This window comes from Curtobacterium sp. PhB136 (genome assembly GCF_004346855.1).
In the GTDB taxonomy this organism is placed as follows: domain Bacteria; phylum Actinomycetota; class Actinomycetes; order Actinomycetales; family Microbacteriaceae; genus Curtobacterium.
Genome location: NZ_SMGH01000004.1, coordinates 1 through 20,654, shown reverse-complemented (window position 1 = coordinate 20,654; position 20,654 = coordinate 1). Strand labels below are relative to the sequence as shown.

Genomic DNA, 20,654 nt, shown 5'->3' with positions numbered 1-20,654 from the left:
CGGACCCGACCCGAACGGGTCCGAACCCGGCGACGGACCCAACGGTACGCGATGTTCCGCGTCACGTGTCAACCATTCGGCGTGGCGTGCTGCATTCCGCAACGGATTTGCGATTTCATCGCACCCGCAAGTCCGAAAGCCGCAATGTCAGCGGACGCGGCCCCCCCCGAGCGGTCGACTCAGAGCAGCGCGCTCAGCTCGGACCGCGCGTGCAGGTCCCACTTCGCGAACACCCGCGACAGGTGCGCGTCGATGGTCCGCACCGACAACCCGAGCTGTTCCGCGATGCGCCGGTTCGACAGCCCCTGCGCCGCGAGCCCGGCCACCTCGTACTCGCGCCGGGTGAGCGGGGGACGCACCCGCCCCGCCGTGACGGCCATCCCGCACGCGGCCAGCACCGTCTGCGCCGCGATCGTCCGGGTGCGGTCGCCCGCCCGGATCGCGTCCGCGTACTCGACGATCGCGCCGGCGAGTGGCCCGTCCACCCGGCTGGCCGCGTCCCGCATCCGGTCGAGCGACGCGGTGGTGTCCTGCCCGTTCAGCATGTCGTTCGCGTAGTGCAGCGTCTGCGCGTACATGACGTGGGTCCACGCGCCGCTCGCGGTCGCCCGCTCGATCAGCTCGTCGGCGTGCTGCAGTCCGGCCGGGTTGCCGAGCACCGCCTCGGTCCAGGAGATGGTGGTCGCGATCTGTTCGCCGGTGATGCGCATGGCGCGTGGCGGGGTCGTCCGGGCGCGCTCGAGGGCCGCGCCGGCCTCCTCGGCACGGCCGGCGTACGCCAGCGCCATCGCCAGCCGGGCCCACGGGTACGCCCCGAACCCGCCGTGGTCGGCCACCGCGTACCGCTCGCAGGCGGCGGAGAACGCGGCGATGGCGTCGTCCCAGCGGCGCTGTCCGAGCGCCAGGTTGCCGGCGCCGATCAGCTCGAGGGTGAAGTCGTACTTGAGGAAGGGGCTCGACCGGTTCAGCGAGACCTCGGTGAAGAGGTCGTCGATCTCACCCCGCCACACCTGGACCTGGTGCAGGACGGAGATGATCTCCCCGACGCTCCACGGTGCTTCCTCGATGTGCACGGCCGCCGTCGCCAGGGACGCTCGCCCGAGCGTCATCGCGTCGTCGAGCCGGCCGCCCGTCGCGAGGGCCATCACCGCGCACGGTGCGACGCAGAGGAACGACACCGGGACGGTCGGTGCGTCGACGATGCCGGTCCGGTCGATCTCCGCGCGGATCTCGTCGAAGCGGCCGCCCCACCCGAGGTGCGCGAGCCGGAGCAGTCGGAGCCGTTCGGCCGCGTCGGCGCGCACCAGTCCCATCGCCACGTCGGTCAGGGCGGCGGCGGCCAGGGGGTCGTCGTCGTGGAACTGCCGGATGTTCGCCAGGGTCTCGCAGGCCTCGACCACCGCGGAGTCCGCGACCTCGTCGCTGCGGGTCCGGGCGATCTCCCACGCGGCCTCGGCGTCGGCGCGGCCGGCCTCGCGACCGCTGCTGTAGCCGTGGGCGAGGGACCGCAGGCAGAGCGCCGCGACGCGTTCGGTCGGGGACAGCTCGGCGCGGAGCACGGCGGAGCTGAGGGCGACCGCGCTCTCGAGCTCCTGCAACCGGGTCGCGACGTGTGCGGCGTCGAGGAGCTGCGGCACGGGTGGGAGCACCCCGCACTCGAGCGCCCACAGCGCTGCGCGGAGTCGTGCCGCGGGGACGGCGCCGGCTGGGTGATCGGTGCGGAAGGCGTTGGCCCGCGCGAACAGGGTCGTGCGCCGGGCGACCGGGACCAGGGAGCGCACCACTTCGCCGACGAGCGGGTGGGAGGGGCGGACGACCGGAGCGCCGTCGGCGAGCGAGTCGATGCGGACGAGTCCGAGTGCCACGACGCGGTCCACGTCCCCGCCGCCGACCAGGCTGAGCAACCGGGACAACGGGATCGGGTCGGCCAGCGCCACGATGTCCACAACGTCGCGGAGGTCCTCCGGCAGCGTCCCGAGCTCTGTCCGGTACATGTCCGCCAGGCTGTTCGACGCCGTGATCCGACCGCGCCAGTACCAGCCGGACGCGGTGTGCTCGAGCGCCCCGGACGCGAGCGCGGCCCGCACCACCTCCCGCAGGTACAGCGGGTTGCCCTCGGTCGCGCGGTGCACGCGTTCCACCGAGGCGGACTCGAGCGGGGCTGCGAGCGCGTCGCCGATCAACGCGGCGGTGTCCTGGAGATCCAGCGGTCCGAGGTCTATCCGCTCGAGCAGGTCGTCCTGCCACAGCGACCGCAGCGGCTCGGCGAGCGCGGTGAAGTCCCGGCAGGTGAGCACGAGTCGCGCCCCCTGGAACCGGACGAGCCACGCGACGTACCGGGCGGAGATCGCGTCGAGGTGGTCGGCGTCGTCCACGCGGAGCAGCAGGTCACGGTCGACCACGTCCGCGGCCTCACGCAGGCGCTGTTCCGCGCCGGCCGCGTCGGCGAGGACCTCGGCCGGCAGGTCGCCGAGACGTTCGGAGACGGCGCCGAAGGGCATCGACGCCCCGGTCGCGACGGCGGTGATCGGGACGACGAGCAGGCGGCCGGGTCCCTCGCGCCCGGCGACGCGGTCGGTGACACGGGCGGCGGCGGTGCTCTTGCCGAGCCCGGGCGCTCCGACGAGGGCGACGCTGGTGCGGTGCTCCGCGACGACGGACACGGCGCGGTCCTCTTCGCGTCGCTGCACGATCGGCCAGGCGATCCGAGCGGGGACGGGGCGCCGGCGGGGGTCGGCAGCGGTCGAACCGGTCATCCAGCGTCACCTCCACCCATGGGATACCACTCGGTACGGTCCATCTTGCCTCGGAACGGGCTCCACGGGCAGGCCGGAGCACGTCCCACAGTGGGGGACAATGGAGTCGTGAGCAACACCGATCGACCCGACGACGCTCCGGTTCCTGAGCCCGCCACCGTGTCCTCCTCGGACGAGGTCACCATCCGCCGCGCCCCGAAGTTCGGGGTCTTCATCGTCGGCGGCGCAGTCCTCGGCTTCGTGGTGACGGTCATCGTGATCGCCCTCACCCTGAACCTGGACCGCGGCGACCAGACCGAGACCGTCGGCTTCAGCGGCCTCGTCGGCTACTTCGGCCTGTGGGGCGTCGCGATCGGCGGCTTCGTCGGCGCGGTCGTCGCGATCGTCCTCGACCGGGTCTTCGCCCGCCGGGCGGCCCGCCTCACCGCGGAGCGCGTCGCGGTGGACATGCCCCCGGAGACCGTCGACGGTGAGATCGAGGACCACGGCGACCAGCAGCGGTAGCCGCGACCAGAGCCACCGACGGGAGGCACGGTGCCAGCTGGCACCGTGCCTCCCGTCCGTTCGGTCGTCGCGTTCGCGACCCCCGCTCAGCTGAGCTGGTTGGCTTCCACCCAGGACAGGTACTCCGGGCTCACCGTGCCGGTGACGTACTCACCCGTGAAGCAGCTCATCTCGAGGTCGGTGACGTCCGAGCCCTCGATGATGGCGTCCCGCATGTCGCCGATCTCCTGGTAGATCAGGTGGTCGCTGCCGAGCACGCGGTTGATCTCCGGGATCTTCCGGTCGTGCGCGATGAGCTCCTGCCGCGTCGGCATGTTGATGCCGTAGACGTGCGGGAACCGGACCGGGGGAGCGGCGCTCGTGAAGGTCACCTCGTTGGCTCCGGCGGCGCGGGCCATCTCCACGATCTCCTTGCTCGTCGTGCCGCGCACGATCGAGTCGTCGACGATGAGGATGTTCTTGCCCTTGAACTCGGACGACATCGCGTTGAGCTTCTGGCGCACGGAGCGCTTCCGCTCCGCCTGCCCGGGCATGATGAACGTCCGGCCGACGTAGCGGTTCTTGTAGAAGCCCTCGCGGTACTCGATGCCGAGCTTCTGCGCGACCTGCATCGCGGCGGGACGGCTCGAGTCGGGGATCGGCATGACCACGTCGATGTCACCGGTCGGGGCGTACTGCGCGATCGTGTCCGCCAGGCGGTTGCCGAGGCGGAGACGGGCGTCGTACACCGAGATGCCGTTCATCACGGAGTCGGGGCGTGCGAGGTAGACGTACTCGAACGAGCACGGCACCAGGCGCGGGTTCGCCGCGCACTGCCGGGCGTGCATCGTGCCGTCCATCTCGACGAAGATCGCCTCACCGGGGGCGACGTCGCGGACGATGTCGTAGCCACCGGACTCCAGGACGAGCGACTCGGACGCGACGACCCACTCGGACTTGCCGGCGTCGTCGAACTTGTGCCCGAGGATGAGCGGCCGGATGCCGAACGGGTCGCGGAACGCGAGCAGTCCGTGCCCGGCGATCGTCGCGATGGCGGCGTACGAGCCCTCGACACGCTGGTGCACGCGCTCGACGGCGTCGAAGACCTGACCGGGGTCGAGGTCCTTGCCGCGCACCTGGCCCTGCAGCTCGTGCGCCAGGACGTTCACCAGGAGCTCGGTGTCCGAGCTCGTGTTGAGGTGCCGACGGTCGATGTCGAAGAGTTCACGCGTCAGTTCCCGCGTGTTCGTCAGGTTGCCGTTGTGGACGAGGACGATGCCGTAGGGCGCGTTCACGTAGAACGGCTGGGCTTCCTCTTCGTTGCTGGCGGCACCCTTCGTGGCGTACCGGACGTGCCCGAGCCCCATCGTGCCGAGGAGGGCACGCATGTCACGGGTGCGGAACGACTCCCGCACGTGACCACGGGTCTTGTGCATGTGGTGGATGTGACCCTCGACCGTGGCGATGCCCGTCGAGTCCTGTCCCCGGTGTTGCAGGAGGAGCAGAGCGTCGTAGATGGATTGGTTTGCAGGCCCCTGCGCAACGAGGCCGACGATGCCGCACATTCGCGGAGTGCTCCAGACCGTAGAATCGGGTGGTACCGAACAAGTCTGCCATGCCACGACGGAGGACTCCGCATGCCCAACCCGTACGCAGAGGCCGGGGTCGACACCGCAGCCGGTGATCTGGCCGTCGAGCTCATGAAGTCCGCCGTCTCGGCGACGCACAACGACTCCGTGCTGGGCGGTGTGGGCGGATTCGCGGGGCTCTACGACGTCTCGTTCCTGAAGGACTTCTCACGGCCGCTCCTCGCCACCTCGACCGACGGCGTCGGCACGAAGGTCGCCATCGCGCAGGCGATCGACAAGCACGACACCATCGGCCAGGACCTCGTCGGGATGGTCGTCGACGACATCGTCGTGGTCGGCGCGAAGCCGATGTTCATGACGGACTACATCGCGTGCGGCCGGGTCGTCCCGTCCCGCATCGCGGACATCGTCGCCGGGATCGCCCGCGGCTGCGCGCTGACCGGCACCGCGCTGGTCGGTGGCGAGACCGCCGAGCACCCGGGGCTCCTCGGTCCTGACGACTACGACGTCGCCGGCGCAGCCGTCGGTGCGGTCGAGGCCTCCGAGGTGCTCGGCGCCGAGCGCGTGCTCGACGGGGACGTCGTCGTCGCGATCGCGTCCTCCGGGCTGCACTCGAACGGGTACTCGCTCGTCCGCCACATCCTGTCGTCCCGCGGGGTCGCCTACACGGACTCACTCCCGGAGCTCGGCGGGCTCGTCGGCGAAGCGCTCCTCGAGCCGACCCGGCTCTACACGACGCCGCTGCTCGGCCTGCTGGCGGACCACCCCGGCGCCGTGCACTCGATGTCCCACGTGACCGGTGGCGGCATCGCGGCGAACCTGGCGCGCGTGCTGCCCGTCGGGTCCTGGGTCGAGGTCGACCGTGCCACGTGGGAGCCCCTCCCCGTGTTCCGGGTCCTCGCCGACATGGCCGGGACGCCGATCGAGGACACCGAGGGCACCTGGAACCTCGGCATCGGCATGTTCGCCGTGGTGTCCGCTGCCGCCGCGTCCGACGTCATCGCATCACTCGGGTCGGCCGGGCTCGCGTCGTGGCCGGTCGGGACGGTGTCGATGTCCGCGCGCGACCTCGACGGGTTCGAGCAGGGCGCGAAGGGCGTCGACGGCGGAGCCGTGCGGCTCACCGGGGCGTACGCGGGCTGAGGCGCGGGCGCTTCGCGGCGCTGCCGCGCTGCTGCCCGCTGCCGCAGCTGCCGCAGGACTCTTTCGACATCGCTGGAGTCGATCGACTCGTGTCGTGTCGAAACTTGCAGACGCAGAGGATGCGTCTGCAGGGATCGACACCGCCGAAGTCGATCGACTCGTGCGGTGTCGACTCATGCGGACGTAGAGGCCCGCGCACGCGCCGGACACGCACGAACGCCGCGCTCCCGGAAGGGTGCGCGGCGTTCGGGATCCGCGAGTCAGGCGGACTTGTTCTGCTGGTCCTGCTGGGGCTCGAACTCGTCGTCTTCCTCGTACTGGTCAGGTCCGTATTGGTCTGCCCAGCGGTCGACGTAGGAGTTCTCGTCCGAGTCGTGCCCGGCGGAGAGCTCGCGTTCGAGCGCACCGTAGTTCGTCTCCGGGCTGAAGTACTTCAGCTCCCGGGCGACCTTGGTGTGCTTTGCCTTCTGACGGCCGCGCCCCATGCGTGACCCCCTCGTGTGTCGGCTCGTGTCCAGCGCTACGGGAGACGAGTCATCACCCGGAGAATCCGAACGGTTCGTGGTTGGAAATCTGCCGATCACTCTACCATGTACCCCTATCTGGACATGGCCCCCGACCGTGCGCGTCCAGCAGAATCGGAAGTGATGACGGACCTGACACCGACCACCGACGACCAGCACGCCCGGGTGGTCGTGATCGGTGCGGGGCAGGCGGGTCTCTCCGTGGCCTACCACCTGCGCCGACTGGGCCTCGAGCCCGGCACCGACCTCGTCGTCCTCGACCGGGCGCCGAGCACGGGCGGCGCCTGGCAGTTCCGGTGGGAGGCGCTCCGGCTCGGGTCGGCGCACCGCGTGCACGACCTGCCCGGGATGCGGGCGATGGGGCTCGCGTTCGAGGACGCCGACCGCTCCCGTCCCGCGCGGGACGTCGTCGGCGCGTACTACCGCCGGTTCGAGGAGCACTACGGACTCCGGGTGCGCCGCCCGGTCGCGGTGACGAGTGTCACCCGGACGACCGGCGGGCTCTGCGTGGCGACCCGGACCGCTGACGGACACGAGGGCCGGATCCACGCCGAGGTGGTCGTCAACGCCTCGGGCACGTGGGGCACCCCCTTCGTGCCGTGGTACCCGGGACGCGACACGTTCGCCGGGCGACAGCTCGACACGACGGAGTACCGGAGCGCCGCGGAGTTCCAGGACCAGGACGTCGTCGTGGTCGGCGGCGGCACGAGCGCGATCGGCTTCCTGCTCGAGCTCGACGGCGTCGCCCGGTCCACGCGGTGGTTCACCCGACGGCCGATGACGTGGTCGGGCACGTCGGCGCTCGACCTCGAGTCCGCGGTCGCTGCGGTCGACGAGCAGGACCGGGCAGCCCGGGCCGGTGAGGTCCTGCCGAGCATCGTCAGCGGGACGGGCGTCCCGGTCTCCCGGCGGATCCGGGCGGGACTCGACCGTGGGGTGCTCCGTGACGAGCGGGTGTTCGCGCGCATCGAGCCGTCCGGGGTGGTCACCGCGGACGGCGAGCACGTGCATGCCGACGCGATCGTCTGGGCGACGGGGTTCCGCGCGGACCTCCGGCACCTCGCGCCGCTGCACCTGCGGACGGCGAAGGGCGGCGTGGTGGTCGCGGACGGTCGTTCGGCGGAGGAGCCGCGGCTGTTCCTCGCTGGGTACGGTCCCCAGGCCTCGACGATCGGCGCGAACCGGGCCGGCCGGCTCATCGCGCGCCAGGTGATGGACGAGCTCGCCGCGTCCTGACCTCGCACACTGCGGGAGCCGCGCGTGCGGAGCGTGCGGCGCCGCGCTACGCGGGCAGCGGCTCGGCCACGCCGCGTCGGCGCCGCCGTGCCCGCAGCACGAGCGCGTCGAGCGACAGCCGCCCGGGCCCGGTGAGCGCCACCGCGAGCGCACCCGCGGCGAGCACGAGCACGTACTCGAACCCGCCGTCCTGCGAGAAGAACCCCGCGGAGGAGTGCGCGAGCACCCCGGCGACGACCATGTCGACCGCGAGCAGCACGCCCACGATCCGCGTCGCGACACCGAGGACGAGCAGGACCCCGCCGACGAGTTCGAGTCCCGCCACGAGCGGCGCCGCCACCTCGGCGAGGGGGACGCCCATCCCGGAGAACCCGTCGGCCACGGCGGGGATGCCCTGCCCGAACTTCTGCGCCCCGTGGGCGATGAACACCACCCCGAGGACGACGCGGAGCACGGTCAGGCCGATCGATGTCGATGTCGTTCGCATGCCCACGACGGTAGGGATTGACGTGTCATCGATCACCCCTGTCCGGGGGTCTCGCCGGGTATCGCCAGGACATGCCCAGCCCGGGGTCCTCACAAGAGCGGACCCGTCAGGACGTCGCCCCGATCGTGCCGGAGGTGTCCGTGCTGTCCGGGGTGCCCCGTCCGGTCTTCGTCTGCAGGCGGTCGATGTGCTCCGAGGCCTCGGCCTTGGAGAGGTCGGCGGGCAGTTCCTCACCGGCTTCGCGCGCGAGGGTGTCGAGGTAGCTGCGCTGCGGGCCCGTCATGGGCTCGTCGCCGGTGACCCACTGCTCGGGGTCCTTGCTCGCGGTGGTCGAGGGGTCGGGGCGTGCGCCACCGAGGGTCTCACCAGATGCATCACTCATGCCGTGGACGCTACGCCGGGCCCACGACACCGAGATCAGGCCCGGCGCAGATCGGGGGACGCCCGGAACCGCCGCCCGTGGCAGAACGGGACGCCCGGAACCGCCGTCAGCCCGGGACCGCCGTGTACCGGACCAGGTCCGGCCCGACCTCGTTCGCCGCGAGCGGCACCGACCGCCCGTCGCGCGTCACCCAGAGCGTGTTCGCCGGTTCGTCGAGCCGCTCCACCGGCAGCAGCACCCCGTCGAGGAGCACCGAGGCGCTCACCAGCACGGTCCCGGACGCGGGGCGCGGCGGCAGGCCCGGCACGTCGTCCGCGTACGCCGGGTACGTCCCCGGTGCGAGGAGCGGGCTGATCGGCGTCGTGACGATCTCCACGCCCGCTGCGCCGGAGGTCGTCGTCGCATCGGCCGTGACGGTGACCAGTCGGACCACCTGGTCCTTCGGGAGCGGCGCGTCGACGGCCCCGGAGCCGGCCAGTGCGCGGAAGGCGGGCCGACCGTCGGGGGCGAGGTGTGCCTCCAGGCCGTCGATCTGGACGCGACCACGTCCGCGGGTGTCCGCGTAGATCCCGGCTTCGAGGCCGGAGCGACGTGCCTCGATGAGCGGCACGACGACCCGGTCTGGTCGGTACCAGTCGCGGAGGGTGGCCGGGTCGACCCAACCGATGCTCGCGACGCCGCGGGCGAGTTCCGCGTCGTCGTCGACGGCGCGTTCGTCGAGCGCGCCGAGCGGGTGTTCGCCGCGGACCGCGACCAGGCCGGCGTACCGCTCGTCGAGCGGTGCATGGTCGAGGACCTCGACGCGCTTGGACACCTTGCCGCCGTGGCCGTCGAACGTCGCGTAGGTGCGCAGGTCGGGAACGTCGGTCATGGCTTCAGATCGTATGCCGGGAGGCCCGGATCACTCCGCGGACGTCGGCGTGCGTCCCGGGGACGCCGGCACCAGGGCCTTCAGCTCGCCGGTGCACTGGGCCGGGTCGACGCCGTCGGCGGGACCGGCCGGTCGGGTCACCCGGCGGGGCTGTGCGCCGGTGCGCTGCACGGCGAGGCTGTTGCGGTGCGCCGAGCGGAGGAGGCGGTCCTCCTCCTCGCTGCGGAACACGCCGTTCGGCGAGCGGCGGAGCGCCGGTCGGACGGGCTCGCCGCGGCGGTCCTGGCCCGGGAACGGACGCGAGCGGCGGCCGTAGAGGAGCTCGGACGAGTCGAGCAGCCACGGCACGAGGGCGACGGTGACACCGTGCACGAGCAGCAGCTTCTTCCGGATCCGACGGCCGCGGTGGTTGTGGAGGAGGCCCTCCCACCAGTGGCCGACGATGAAGACCGGTGTGTAGACCGTGACGACCTCGGAGCCGTGCTGCATCCGGTGCGCCTTGATGTACTTGATCAGGGGCATCGAGATGTCGCGGTACGGGCTCGGGACGATCGTGAGCGGGACCTCGATGCCGTGCTCCGCCCACTGCTGCCGGAGCAGTTCCGCGTCGGCTTCGTCGATGGAGACGTGCACCGCTTCGAGTCCGGCGTGCTTCGCGGCGATCGCGTAGTCGAGTGCCTTGAGCACCGGCTTCTGCAGCTTGTTCACGAGGACGATCGCGTGGTCGCCGGTCGCACCGAACTCGGTCTCGACGTCGGCCTGGATCTCGTGCTTGACGTCGCGGTAGTAGCGGTTCACGCCGAGCATCAGCACGAACAGGATCGGCATGATGACGAACACCAGCCAGGCGCCGTGCGTGAACTTCGTGATGGTGACGATGACGAGGACGACGAACGTGAAGGTGGCGCCGGTCGCGTTGATCGCGCGGGACCGCATCACCTGGCCGCGGTTGACGGGTTCGGCCGCGGTGCCGGCCCGGTCCTCGCGGAGCAGGCGGGTCCAGTGCCGGACCATGCCGGTCTGCCCGAGCGTGAACGACACGAACACGCCGATGATGTAGAGCTGGATGAGGCTCGTGACGTTCGCCCGGTAGACCACCAGGAGTGCGGCCGCGACGAGCGCGAGCACGATGACGCCGTTGGAGTAGATCAGCCGGTCGCCGCGGGTCGAGAGGGCCTTCGGCGCGTAGGAGTCGCGCGCCAGGATCGAGCCGAGGAGCGGGAACCCGTTGAACGCGGTGTTCGCCGCGAGGAGCAGGACCGCCGCCGTCGTCGCCTGGATCACGAAGAAGAGCAGCGAGTTGTCGCCGAAGGTCGCCGCGGCGATCTGGGCGATCAGGGAGCGCTGCGGGGTGGTGGCGCAGTTCGCGAAGCCCTGCAGGTCGCACGCGCGTTCGGCGTAGTGCACGCGGGAGACCAGCGCGAGGGTGATCAGCCCGACGAACAGGACGATCGCGATGCCGCCCATCGCCACCAGGGTCGCCTGCGCGTTCTTGATCTTCGGGCGGCGGAAGGCCTGCACGCCGTTCGCGATCGCTTCGACACCGGTCAGCGCGGAACAGCCGGATGCGAAGGCGCGGAGGAGCAGCAGGATGAAGGCCGCCTGCGTGGTGTGCTCGACGTTCGTGATCGTGTAGTTCGCGGACTCGGCGACCGGGGCGTTGCCGGCGAGCACCCGGATGAGGCCGGTGACGACCATCACGAAGACGCTCGCGACGAACAGGTAGGTCGGGATCGCGAAGGCCTTGCTGGACTCCCGGACGCCACGGAGGTTCGCCGCCGCGAGGAGCACCACGAACACCAGTGCGAGTTCGACGCGGAACTGGTTGAGGACCGGCAGTGCCGAGATGATGTTGTCCACGCCGGACGCCACCGACACGGCGACGGTCATCACGTAGTCGACGAGCAGCGCGCTCGCCACGACCAGGCCGGCCTTCTCGCCGAGGTTCCGGTGCGCGACCTCGTAGTCGCCACCGCCGGACGGGTACGCCTTGATGAGCTGCCGGTACGACGCGACGACGACGAGGAGCAGCAGGACGACGAGTGCGGCGACCCACGGCGCGAAGGTCAGGAACGACATCCCGCCGAGCAGCAGGATCATGAGGAGCTCCTGCGGGGCGTAGGCCACCGAGGAGAGGGGGTCGCTCGCGAAGATCGGGAGTGCCAGGTGCTTCGGGAGCAGCTGTCCCTCGAGCTTCTCGGAGGGGAGGGGATCCCCGATCAGTCGCGACTTCAGCGACCGGATCTCGTTCGTCACGAGCGGCAAACCTACTCGGTTCCGGGCGCGAGTCAACACGAGTGCGGGACGGGGTATTCCGCCCCGGGTCACGTGCTGTCGACCGGTTCCCAGATTGACCCTTGCGGTTGACGCTGCGTCAACCCGTACCGTGTCCTGCATGAGTGATCCGACAGGCACCGCCGACCCAGCTGCGAAAGCGCCCCACGGCATCGCCGACGTCGCTCGTTCCGCCGGTGTGTCGAGCCGGACGCTGCGGCACTACGACGCGATCGGCCTGCTGCCCGCGACCGCGGTCGGGGACGGCGGGCTCCGGCGGTACGACGACCGGGCGCTCGTCCGGCTCCAGCGCATCCTGCTGCTCCGCGGACTCGGCCTCGGGCTGTCCGCGATCCGGGACGTCCTGGACGGCGAGCAGGACGACGTCGTCGCACTCACCGCACACGTCGCGTGGCTCGAACGGGAACGCGACCGCATCGCCCGGCAACTGCAGGCGGTGCGCACCACCATCACCAGGCTCCGGAAGGGAGAGGACATGACCATGCACGACACGTTCGACGGATTCGACCAGTCCCGGTTCCGGGAGGAGGTGGCCGAACGCTGGGGCGCCGACGCCTGGGAACGCGGGGCGGCGTGGTGGGGCGCGCAGGACGGCTCCGCGAAGGACGCGTTCCAGGCCGAGCAGCGCGCGATCGCGACGGATGCGGCAGCGCTCGCCGCGTCCGGGGCGGCGCCGACCTCGGAGCAGGGCGTCGCGCTCGCGCGGCGGCAGTTCGCCTGGCTCGCGCAGGCGACCCCGCCCGCCGAGCTGACCGCGGAGCGGTTCCGCACGCTCGCCGACATGTACATCGCGGACGAGCGGTTCACGCACGCCTACGAGTGGGCGGGGGCCGGCGCGTCGCGCGCGCTCCGCGACGCGATGTACGCGCTGGCGGACGCGGGGCTGTAGGCGGGGCGCCGCGGGCGCCGCGGGCGCCGCGGGCGGCGCCGTCGCCGGCGGTGCGGGGCGCCGCGGGCGGCGCCGTCGCCGGTGCGGGGTGGCTCCGCACAACCGAAACCGGCCCGAACCACGGAATTCCGTGGTTCGGGCCGGTTTCGGTAGTGCGACGGGCCGGCCGGGCGACGGGCCGGCGACGGGCCGGCGACGAGCCGACGGGAGGCCGGCGAAGAGCCGACGGGAGGCCGTGGCCGCCGCCCCGTCGGCGCGGCCCTCAGAGTGACTTGCGCAGCGCCTCGAGACCGTCGCGCAGGCGCGTGACGGTGTCCGGACCGAGCGTGCCGCGGGTCGCCCGGCGACGGAGGTCGGCGCGGACCTGCTGCCGGAACGAGGACAGCGCCATCTCGAGCTCGCGGAGGGCGCGGGCGCTCTCGGACGGGACCGACACGGGTTCTTCGGCGGTGGCGCTCTGCGCGGAGGCGGCGAGGTCGGCGCGGAGGGACCGCATGGCGTCACCGACCGAGGCGCGGACGCCGTCGGCCAGGGACTTCACGGAGTCGTTGACGCCTTCCTCGAGCGAGGCGATCTCGTCCGCACGGGCGGCCAGTTCGGCACGGCCGGCATCGGTGATCGCGTAGACGGTCTTGCGGCCGTCGGCGGTCTTCGTGACCAGGCCGTCGTCCTCGAGCTTCGCCAGGCGCGGGTAGACCGTGCCGGCGCTCGGGACGTACGTCCCGCCGAAGCGGTCGCCGAGGGCCTGGATGACCTCGTACCCGTGCATCGGGTGGTCGGCGAGCAGCACGAGCAGGTACAGCCGCAGGTGTCCGTGCGCGAATACCGGGCTCATTCGGGTGCCTCGCTCTCGTCGACGACGGACGTGGTGGCCGACGGGAACCCGGCGGTCGTGGTGGTGTCGGTGTCGGCGGGGGAGGTGGCGGCCACCGGCGGCGCGTGCAGCACGGCGATGTCCCCGGAGACCGAGTTCACGCGCAGGTCGAGCCAGGCGCCGGAGAGCTCACCGCCCTGCTTGACGTAGGAGCCTCGGACGCCCTTGATCTCGGCGTCGTCGAACTGCAGCTTGCCGGAGGCGGTGCTGACGGTGCACTGGAAGGGCACGCCGTCTTCGAGCCGGACGCTGACCGAGCCCGACACGGTGTTCACGCGGGCGGAGTCCGGCGTGCCGTGCAGGTCGAGCACGACGTCCGCGGAGACGCCGTCGGCCGAGAAGCGCGGGATCTCACCGGTGGCCACGACGTCGCCCGAGACGGTGTGCACGGTGAGGGCGCCGTCGAGGTCGCGCATGGTCGTCGTGCCTGAGACGGCGTTGACGGTGACGTCACCCGCGACCCCGTCGACGACGAGGTCCCCGGAGACGGTGTTCAGCGTCGCGCCGCGGTTCGTGCCGGAGAGCAGCGCGCCGGCCGACACCACGCCGAGGGTGACCCCGGCGTCGCGCGGGACCAGGATGCTGACGTCGGCGTGGGCCTTGCCGCGGAACGACTTGAGGAACCCGATGGGGTCGTCCCAGCGGATCTGCGGGTGGTCGACGGTGAGGGTGTCCCCGTCGAGCTCCACCTTGAGCGCCTTGCCGGACACGCTGTGGACCTCCACCCGCGCAGTGGGTTCGTCGTGTGCGACGACGTCGACCTGCCCGCCGACGAGGCCGACGCGCAGTGACCGGACGATGCCGGTGTCGATGACCTTGGGCTCTTCGACGAGCCACTTCTCCTGAGCCATGTTGTCTCCTCGAACTCGCGATGTATCGCGTCTGTTGCCGACACGTTATATCGCGTCTCGCGGAGCCGCAAGGGGACTTGGAGAACTCACGGGACGGCCGTGGGCTCCGTGGCGGGGGTGAGCCGTGCCTCCCGTTCGGTGGAGGCGTGACCCGCGCGTTCCGGCGACCACGGGAACCGGCGGAAGACCGGCATCAGGGGCTGGACCATCGGGCCGATCACGAACGCCGCGATCACGGTGCCCGCGCCGACGTCCCCGCCGAGGAACCACCCGACGATGACCACGGTGACCTCGATCACGGTGCGGGCCAGCCAGATCGGCCACCCGAACCGCTGGTGCACACCGACCATCAGCCCGTCGCGCGCGCCCGTGCCGAAGCCGGCACCGATGTAGAACGCGGTGGCGAGGGCGAGCAGCAGGAGTCCGGCGATGAACAGGCCGATCCGGGCCAGCAGGCCGTCCGGGGTGGGCACGAGCCAGAGCACGAGGTCCGCGGAGGGGCCGATCGCCAGGGCGTTGAGCAGGGTGCCGATGCCGGGCTTCTGGCGGAGCGGGATCCAGAAGAGCAGGATGACGCCGCTCGACGCCACGGTGATCAGCCCGAACGACCACGGCACCACGTTCTCGAGCCCCTCCGTGAGCACGGTCCACGAACTGACGCCGACGACCGCGCGGACCTGCAGCGCGGTGGAGGCGCCGTAGAGGAACAGGCCGACGAAGAGCTGCGCGAAGCGGAGGGTGAGTGCGGTGGGGCGGGACATGCGTCGATGCTCGCGCTGATTGGACTGCCGGTCGAGAGCCAATTCGGCTAGCGTGGATCGCATGACCCCGGTCCTCCTCAGCGCCCGTTCCGCAGCCCTGCTCCTCCACGAGTGGCGCGACGGTGCCGACGCACCCGCCTACGAGGCCCTCGCCGACGCGATCCGCGTCCTCGTCATCGACGGCCGGATCCCGCTCGGGGCCCGGATGCCGGCGGAGCGTGGGCTCGCCGACACGCTCGGGGTGTCCAGGACCACCGTCGCGAACGCGTACGCCCGGCTCCGGTCCGACGGCTTCCTGCTGTCGCTCCGCGGATCGGGGAGTGTCGTCCAGCTCCCGCGCGACCTCGCCGGTCGGCCGGACCCGGAGCGCCTCGGCGGGGTCGTGACCGGGGACGTCCTCGACCTGCGGAAGGCGGCGATGCACTCCGCACCCGGGGTGGCGGAGGCCGTCGAGCGGGCGGTGCGGCACGTGCCCGCGGCGCTCGCCGGGATCGGCTACGACACCGTCGGCGACCCGGGACTCCGCACCGCGATCGCCGAGCGGTACACCGCGCGCGGCCTGCCCACCGCGCCGTCCGAGATCGTCGTGACGATCGGCGCGCAACACGCGATCGCGCTGCTGGCCCGGGTGCTCGTCCGACGCGGCGACACCGTGCTCGTCGAGTCGCCGACGTACCCGCACGCGCACGAGGCCTTCCGCGAGGCCGGCGGCCGGCTCATCGGCGTGCCCGTCGACTCCCGGACCGGCTGGGACGTCGGGGTGCTCGAGACGGCGCTCCGGCGCTCGGCACCGTCCGTCGCCTACGTGATGCCGGAGCTGCACAACCCGACCGGGGCGACGATGTCCGCAGACGCCCGGGACACGCTGCTGTCCATCGCCGCGTCGGTGGGGACGACGGTGATCGCGGACGAGACGATGGGCGAGCTCCGGATCGACGGGGTCGCCTCGCCGCCGTTGGCGGCCACCGCCGCCGGGTCCGGCGCGTCCGTGGTGATGATCGGCTCGGCCGACAAGGTCTTCTGGGGCGGCCTCCGGATCGGCTGGATCCGCGCGTCGCCGGACCTGCTGCAGCGACTGCTGCTCGCCCGTCCGACGGGCGACCTCGGCACGCCGGTGCTCGACCAGCTGGTCGCGCGGGAGCTGGTGCCACGGACCGACGCCGTCCTGGAGGCTCGGCGCGAGTCCCTGCGACAGGGTCGCGACGAGGTGGTGGGCGCGCTCCGAGCGCGGCTCCCGGAGTGGGACGTCCCGTCGCCGGCGGGCGGGTTGACGACGTGGGTGGGGCTCGGACGCCCGGTGTCGAGCGCGCTGGTGCTCGCCGCCCGGACCGAGGGCGTGGTGCTCGCGTCCGGCGGGGTCTTCGGGCCGGACGGCGGGTTCGAACGGTTCCTCCGGGTGCCGTTCACGATGCCGCCCGCGGACCGGACCCGGTTGGTGGACGTGCTGGAGCGGGCGTGGGCGCGGACCGGGGGATCGTCGGCCGAGGTGCGGGGGTCCCTGGCCGCGGTGGTGTGAGCGGCGCCGTGGGTCATCCTGTGGGTTGATCTCGGTCCGTCGGGTTTGGGTCCTTCGGGTGATGTCCGGTCGCGGCGCGCTCACCATGCTGGAGGCATGACCCCGATCATCTCCGCTCCGCCCGTCCCGCCGGTCCCCGCGGTGCCGGTCGCCGCCCGGGTCTCGATGGTGCTCGGCGGCGCACTGCTGGCCGGCGTGCTCACGTCGTACGGGCAGGGCGTGCCGGGGCTCGCGACGGCGTCGAACGCCGCGGGGCCGTGGTTCCTCGTCGCCGTGGCGCTGCTGCTCGTCGCCGGCGTGCGCGGCGGCCGCGTCGGGATGCCGCTGGCGATGGTGGGCGGGGTCGTCGTCCTCGAGTGCATGCACGTCGGGTACTGGGCGACGTCGAACCTCCGTGGGTTCCCCGACGTCCTCGCGATCACGAGCTTCTGGGTCCTGATGGCGGTCCCAGCGGGGGTGCTCGCCGGCGCAGTTGCCGTGCTCGTCCGCTCCCGCGATGCACGCTGGCGGGGCGCGGCGTACGGGGTGACCGGGGCGGTGCTCGTCGGTGAGGGCGTGCGGGCGCTGCTGCGGGTGGCGTCGTCGACCGGTGCGACGTCCTGGATCGTCGAGATCGTCGTCGGGGTGCTCGTCGTCGCTCTGGGGGTGGTGCTCGCGCGGTCGCCGATCGGCCGGGTCGTCGCGCTCGGGGTCGGGGTGGTCGGGACGGTCGGGGTGCTCGTCGCGTACCTGGCGGTCGGCGGGTAGTCGGAGCGAGCGAACCGGTGTCGGCGCATCCTGCGAGGATCGGACCGTGCACCTCCTCTCGGTCTTCAGCCTGCGGAACCGCGCGCTCATCGCGCTGGTGACGATCGTCGTCGCGATCTTCGGCGGCATCTCGCTGTGGAGCCTCAAGCAGGAGCTCATCCCGAGTGTCCAGTTCCCGCAGGTGGCGATCGTCAGCGCCTACCCGGGGGCCACCCCGGAAGTCGTGTCGAACGACGTCTCGACGAAGATCGAGCAGGGGATCCAGGCGGTGCCCGACCTCAAGTCCACGACGGCGACGTCCTCCACCGGGCAGAGCGTGGTGTCGGCCGAGTTCGACTACGGCTCCAACCTGGCCAGCGCCGAGGACAAGATCCAGACCGTCGTGAACGCGCTGTCGCTGCCCGACTCCGTGCAGACCCAGATCGTCACGGGGTCGTTCGACGACCTGCCGGTGATCCAGCTCGCCGTGTCCGCGAGCGGGAACCAGGAGCAGCTCGTCGACCGGTTGACCGCGACGGCGATCCCCGACCTCGAGAAGCTCGACGGCGTCCGCGAAGCCGACGTGTACGGCAACCCCGGGCGCCGCGTCCTGATCACCCCGGACCGGGACGAGCTCGCGGCGCGTGGCCTGTCCGAGACCGCGATCAAGGACGCCCTCGACGACAACGGCACGCTCATCCCCGGCGGCACCATCACCCAGGACGGCTCGACGCTCTCGGTGCAGACCGGGCAGCGGATCGCGTCCGTGGCCGACATCGAGGCGCTGCCCCTGACCGGCGGCGCCACTGCGACCACGGTGGGCGACGTCGCGACGGTGGCGATCACCGAGTCGCCCCGGACGTCGATCAGCCGGGTCGACGGCCGACAGGCGCTCACGATCTCCATCACGAAGACGCAGGAGGCGAACACCGTCGACGTGTCGAAGACGGTCCGCGCCGCCCTGCCCGACATCGAGTCGAAGATCGACGGCAACCCGCGCTTCACGGTCGTCTTCGACCAGGCACCGTACATCCAGCAGTCGATCGACTCCCTCGCGGAAGAGGGCCTGCTCGGCCTCGGGTTCGCCGTCGTCGTGATCCTGGTGTTCCTGCTGTCCGTGCGGTCGACGATCGTCACGGCGATCTCGATCCCGACCTCGGTGCTGCTCGCAGCGATCGGCATGCGGGCGGCGGACTACACGCTGAACATCATCACGCTCGCCGGGCTCACGATCGCGATCGGCCGCGTGGTCGACGACTCCATCGTCGTCATCGAGAACATCAAGCGGCACCTCCAACCGGGCGTGGACCGCAGACAGGCGGTGCTCGACGGCGTGCGGGAGGTCGCCGGGGCGGTCACGGCGTCCACGCTGACGACCGTCGTGGTGTTCCTGCCGGTCGCCTTCGTCGCCGAGCTCGTGGGCGAGCTCTTCCGGCCCTTCGCGTTGACCGTGACGATGGCGCTCATCGCGTCGCTGCTCGTCGCGCTGACGATCGTGCCGGTCCTGGCGTACTGGTTCCTCCGCGCGCCGAAGGGGCACAAGCACGCGGGCACGGTGGCGCCGGCGTCCGCCACGGACTCGACCCTGCGGTCCGCCGCCGACCTCCACGACGCCGGTGCGCCGGACCGACTCCGCCGTGGGTACCTGCCGGTGCTGCACTGGGTCCTCCGGTTCCCGGCGCTCGTCGTCGTGCTCGCCGTGCTCGTGCTCGGCGGGACCGTGGCCGCGCTGCCGTTCGTCAAGACGAACTACCTCGGCGACTCCGGGCAGAACACGTTCACGGTGACGCAGGACCTGGCGCCCGGCACCTCGCTCGACGTGCAGTCCGACGCCGCGCGCAAGGTCGAGCGGCAGCTGCGGGCGGTGGACGGCGTCGACACCGTGCAGACCACGATCGGGTCGAGCGGCCAGTCGATCCAGGCGGCGTTCGGCGGCGGCGGGACGGCGTCGATCCAGTACGCGGTCACGACCGACTCGGACGCCGATCAGGCCCGGATCCAGTCCGACACCCGGAAGCGGCTCGACGCGCTGAGCGGTGCCGGCGAGATCGCGCTCTCGTCCTCCGGGGGCAGCTTCGGCGGCAGCAGCGACATCGAGGTCGACGTCACCGCACCGACCCAGGCGCAGCTGAAGACCGCGGCGGACAAGGCGCTCGACCGCCTGGAGGACGTCGCGCACACGACCGGGGCGTCGAGCAACCTCTCCGCCGCCGAGCCGTACCTCGCCGTCCGGGTGGACCGCGTACAGGCCGCGGCGCTCGGGCTCACCGAGACGCAGGTCGGCGGGATCGTCGCCGCCGCGGTCTCGCCGCAGGACACCGGCACGGTCGAGATCGACGACGCCTCCCTCGACGTCTACATCGCCGACCCGGAGCCGCCGACCACCGTCGACGCCCTGCGCTCGCTGTCCGTGCCGACCTCGACCGGGCCGGTCCCGCTGTCCGACGTGGCCACGGTCGAGAAGGCCGACGGTCCGACCACGGTCACCACGTCGGACGCAGTCCGCACCGCGACGATCACCGTCACGCCGGACTCCGCGAACCTCGGCGCCGCGGTCACGGCGGTGACCTCGGCCGTCGACCAGCTCGACCTGCCGAAGGGCGCGTCGGCGACGATCGGCGGGGTGGCCTCGAGCCAGTCGTCGGCGTTCAGCCAACTGCTGCTCGCCGCGCTCGTCGCGATCCTCATCGTCTACGTGGTGATGGTGGCGACCTTCCGGAGCCTGCTGCAGCCGCTGCTGCTCCTGGTGTCGGTGCCGTTCGCCGCGACCGGGGCGATCCTGCTGCAGATCGTGTCCGGGATCCCGATCGGTGTGGCGTCCCTGATCGGCGTGCTCATGCTCGTCGGCATCGTCGTGACGAACGCGATCGTCCTCATCGACCTCGTCAACCAGTACCGACGGCGGGGGCTCCGCGTGCGTGAGGCCCTGATCGAGGGGGCGACCAGGCGACTCCGCCCGATCCTGATGACGGCGCTGGCGACGATCTTCGCGCTCGTGCCGATGGCGATCGGGGTCACCGGACAGGGCGGTTTCATCTCGCAGCCGCTCGCACTGGTCGTGATCGGCGGTCTGGTGTCCTCGACGCTGCTGACGCTCGTCGTGCTGCCGGGGCTGTACTTCCTGGTCGAGCGGGGGCGGGAGCGCCGGGCCGACCGTCGAGCGGGGCAGGTCTAGCTGTAGTTCCCCGGGACGTTGTGAACGGGTGACGTAAGTGAAGACCTCCGGGACGATGTGAGTTACCACACACCACGTCGTCACCGGAGGTCTTCG

General features: G+C 71.8%; 17 protein-coding genes. 7 read left to right on the top strand and 10 right to left on the bottom strand.

Going from position 1 to position 20,654, the window contains the following annotated elements:
- Positions 1-179 precede the first annotated feature (179 nt).
- Complete coding sequence (locus tag EDF27_RS00140; RefSeq protein WP_123701394.1) at positions 180-2,756, bottom strand: helix-turn-helix transcriptional regulator; 2,577 nt, start codon at positions 2,754-2,756, stop codon at positions 180-182.
- Between the two features lie 108 nt (positions 2,757-2,864).
- Here EDF27_RS00140 and EDF27_RS00135 point away from each other — a divergent pair, with 108 nt between their 5' ends.
- Entirely contained in the window at positions 2,865-3,260 is a 396-nt protein-coding gene (locus EDF27_RS00135) for a hypothetical protein (RefSeq protein WP_123654401.1), read from the top strand.
- An 86-nt stretch (positions 3,261-3,346) separates the two neighbouring features.
- Here the strand turns inward: EDF27_RS00135 and purF are convergent, their stop codons facing one another.
- Positions 3,347-4,804, bottom strand: coding sequence for an amidophosphoribosyltransferase (gene purF, locus EDF27_RS00130; protein WP_123654400.1), 1,458 nt, complete (start codon positions 4,802-4,804; stop codon positions 3,347-3,349).
- Between the two features lie 72 nt (positions 4,805-4,876).
- On the opposite strand from purF, the gene purM reads away from it, so the two are divergent.
- Positions 4,877-5,971 carry a phosphoribosylformylglycinamidine cyclo-ligase gene (gene purM, locus EDF27_RS00125; protein WP_123701395.1) on the top strand — a complete coding sequence of 365 codons (1,095 nt, stop codon included), beginning with the start codon at positions 4,877-4,879 and terminating at the stop codon, positions 5,969-5,971.
- 260 nt (positions 5,972-6,231) lie between these two features.
- Here the strand turns inward: purM and EDF27_RS00120 are convergent, their stop codons facing one another.
- Positions 6,232-6,456, bottom strand: a complete 225-nt coding sequence (locus EDF27_RS00120) for a DUF3073 domain-containing protein (protein WP_123654398.1) — start codon at positions 6,454-6,456, stop codon at positions 6,232-6,234.
- Positions 6,457-6,618: 162 nt separating this feature from the next.
- Between EDF27_RS00120 and EDF27_RS00115 the strand changes: the two genes are divergently transcribed.
- A complete protein-coding gene (locus tag EDF27_RS00115) occupies positions 6,619-7,731 on the top strand; it encodes an NAD(P)-binding domain-containing protein (protein ID WP_123701396.1) in 1,113 nt (370 codons plus the stop codon).
- A 46-nt stretch (positions 7,732-7,777) separates the two neighbouring features.
- On the opposite strand, the gene EDF27_RS00110 is transcribed toward EDF27_RS00115, so the two are convergent.
- The 4 genes from EDF27_RS00110 to EDF27_RS00095 all read right to left on the bottom strand — a co-directional run bounded on the left by EDF27_RS00110 (position 7,778) and on the right by EDF27_RS00095 (position 11,736).
- Positions 7,778-8,218, bottom strand: a complete 441-nt coding sequence (locus EDF27_RS00110) for a DoxX family protein (protein ID WP_123701397.1) — start codon at positions 8,216-8,218, stop codon at positions 7,778-7,780.
- Between the two features lie 106 nt (positions 8,219-8,324).
- The gene (locus tag EDF27_RS00105; RefSeq protein WP_123654395.1) at positions 8,325-8,600 is read right to left on the bottom strand and encodes a DUF3072 domain-containing protein; all 276 of its coding nucleotides are present in this window, start codon (positions 8,598-8,600) and stop codon (positions 8,325-8,327) included.
- Between the two features lie 106 nt (positions 8,601-8,706).
- A complete protein-coding gene (locus tag EDF27_RS00100) occupies positions 8,707-9,471 on the bottom strand; it encodes a hypothetical protein (RefSeq protein WP_123654394.1) in 765 nt (254 codons plus the stop codon).
- A 30-nt stretch (positions 9,472-9,501) separates the two neighbouring features.
- The gene (locus tag EDF27_RS00095; protein ID WP_123701398.1) at positions 9,502-11,736 is read right to left on the bottom strand and encodes an APC family permease; all 2,235 of its coding nucleotides are present in this window, start codon (positions 11,734-11,736) and stop codon (positions 9,502-9,504) included.
- 130 nt (positions 11,737-11,866) lie between these two features.
- Here EDF27_RS00095 and EDF27_RS00090 point away from each other — a divergent pair, with 130 nt between their 5' ends.
- On the top strand, positions 11,867-12,655 hold the full coding sequence (locus tag EDF27_RS00090; RefSeq protein WP_132046691.1) for a MerR family transcriptional regulator: 789 nt from the start codon (positions 11,867-11,869) through the stop codon (positions 12,653-12,655).
- Positions 12,656-12,917: 262 nt separating this feature from the next.
- On the opposite strand, the gene EDF27_RS00085 is transcribed toward EDF27_RS00090, so the two are convergent.
- The 3 genes from EDF27_RS00085 to EDF27_RS00075 form a co-directional block, all read right to left on the bottom strand.
- Positions 12,918-13,490, bottom strand: coding sequence for a PadR family transcriptional regulator (locus EDF27_RS00085; RefSeq protein WP_123654391.1), 573 nt, complete (start codon positions 13,488-13,490; stop codon positions 12,918-12,920).
- A complete protein-coding gene (locus tag EDF27_RS00080; RefSeq protein ID WP_123654390.1) occupies positions 13,487-14,380 on the bottom strand; it encodes a DUF4097 family beta strand repeat-containing protein in 894 nt (297 codons plus the stop codon). The genes EDF27_RS00085 and EDF27_RS00080 overlap by 4 nt, the downstream gene beginning before the upstream one ends.
- Before the next feature lie 86 nt (positions 14,381-14,466).
- Entirely contained in the window at positions 14,467-15,141 is a 675-nt protein-coding gene (locus EDF27_RS00075; RefSeq protein ID WP_207909538.1) for a hypothetical protein, read from the bottom strand.
- 61 nt (positions 15,142-15,202) lie between these two features.
- Here EDF27_RS00075 and EDF27_RS00070 point away from each other — a divergent pair, with 61 nt between their 5' ends.
- The 3 genes from EDF27_RS00070 (at position 15,203) to EDF27_RS00060 (ending at position 20,558) form a co-directional block, all read left to right on the top strand.
- Positions 15,203-16,657 (top strand): PLP-dependent aminotransferase family protein, encoded by a 1,455-nt coding sequence (locus tag EDF27_RS00070; RefSeq protein ID WP_123654389.1) that lies wholly within the window; start codon positions 15,203-15,205, stop codon positions 16,655-16,657.
- Positions 16,658-16,753: 96 nt separating this feature from the next.
- Positions 16,754-17,404, top strand: coding sequence for a DUF6518 family protein (locus EDF27_RS00065; protein WP_123701400.1), 651 nt, complete (start codon positions 16,754-16,756; stop codon positions 17,402-17,404).
- A gap of 46 nt (positions 17,405-17,450) precedes the next feature.
- Positions 17,451-20,558, top strand: a complete 3,108-nt coding sequence (locus EDF27_RS00060; protein WP_123701401.1) for an efflux RND transporter permease subunit — start codon at positions 17,451-17,453, stop codon at positions 20,556-20,558.
- The last annotated feature ends 96 nt before the right edge of the window (positions 20,559-20,654 follow it).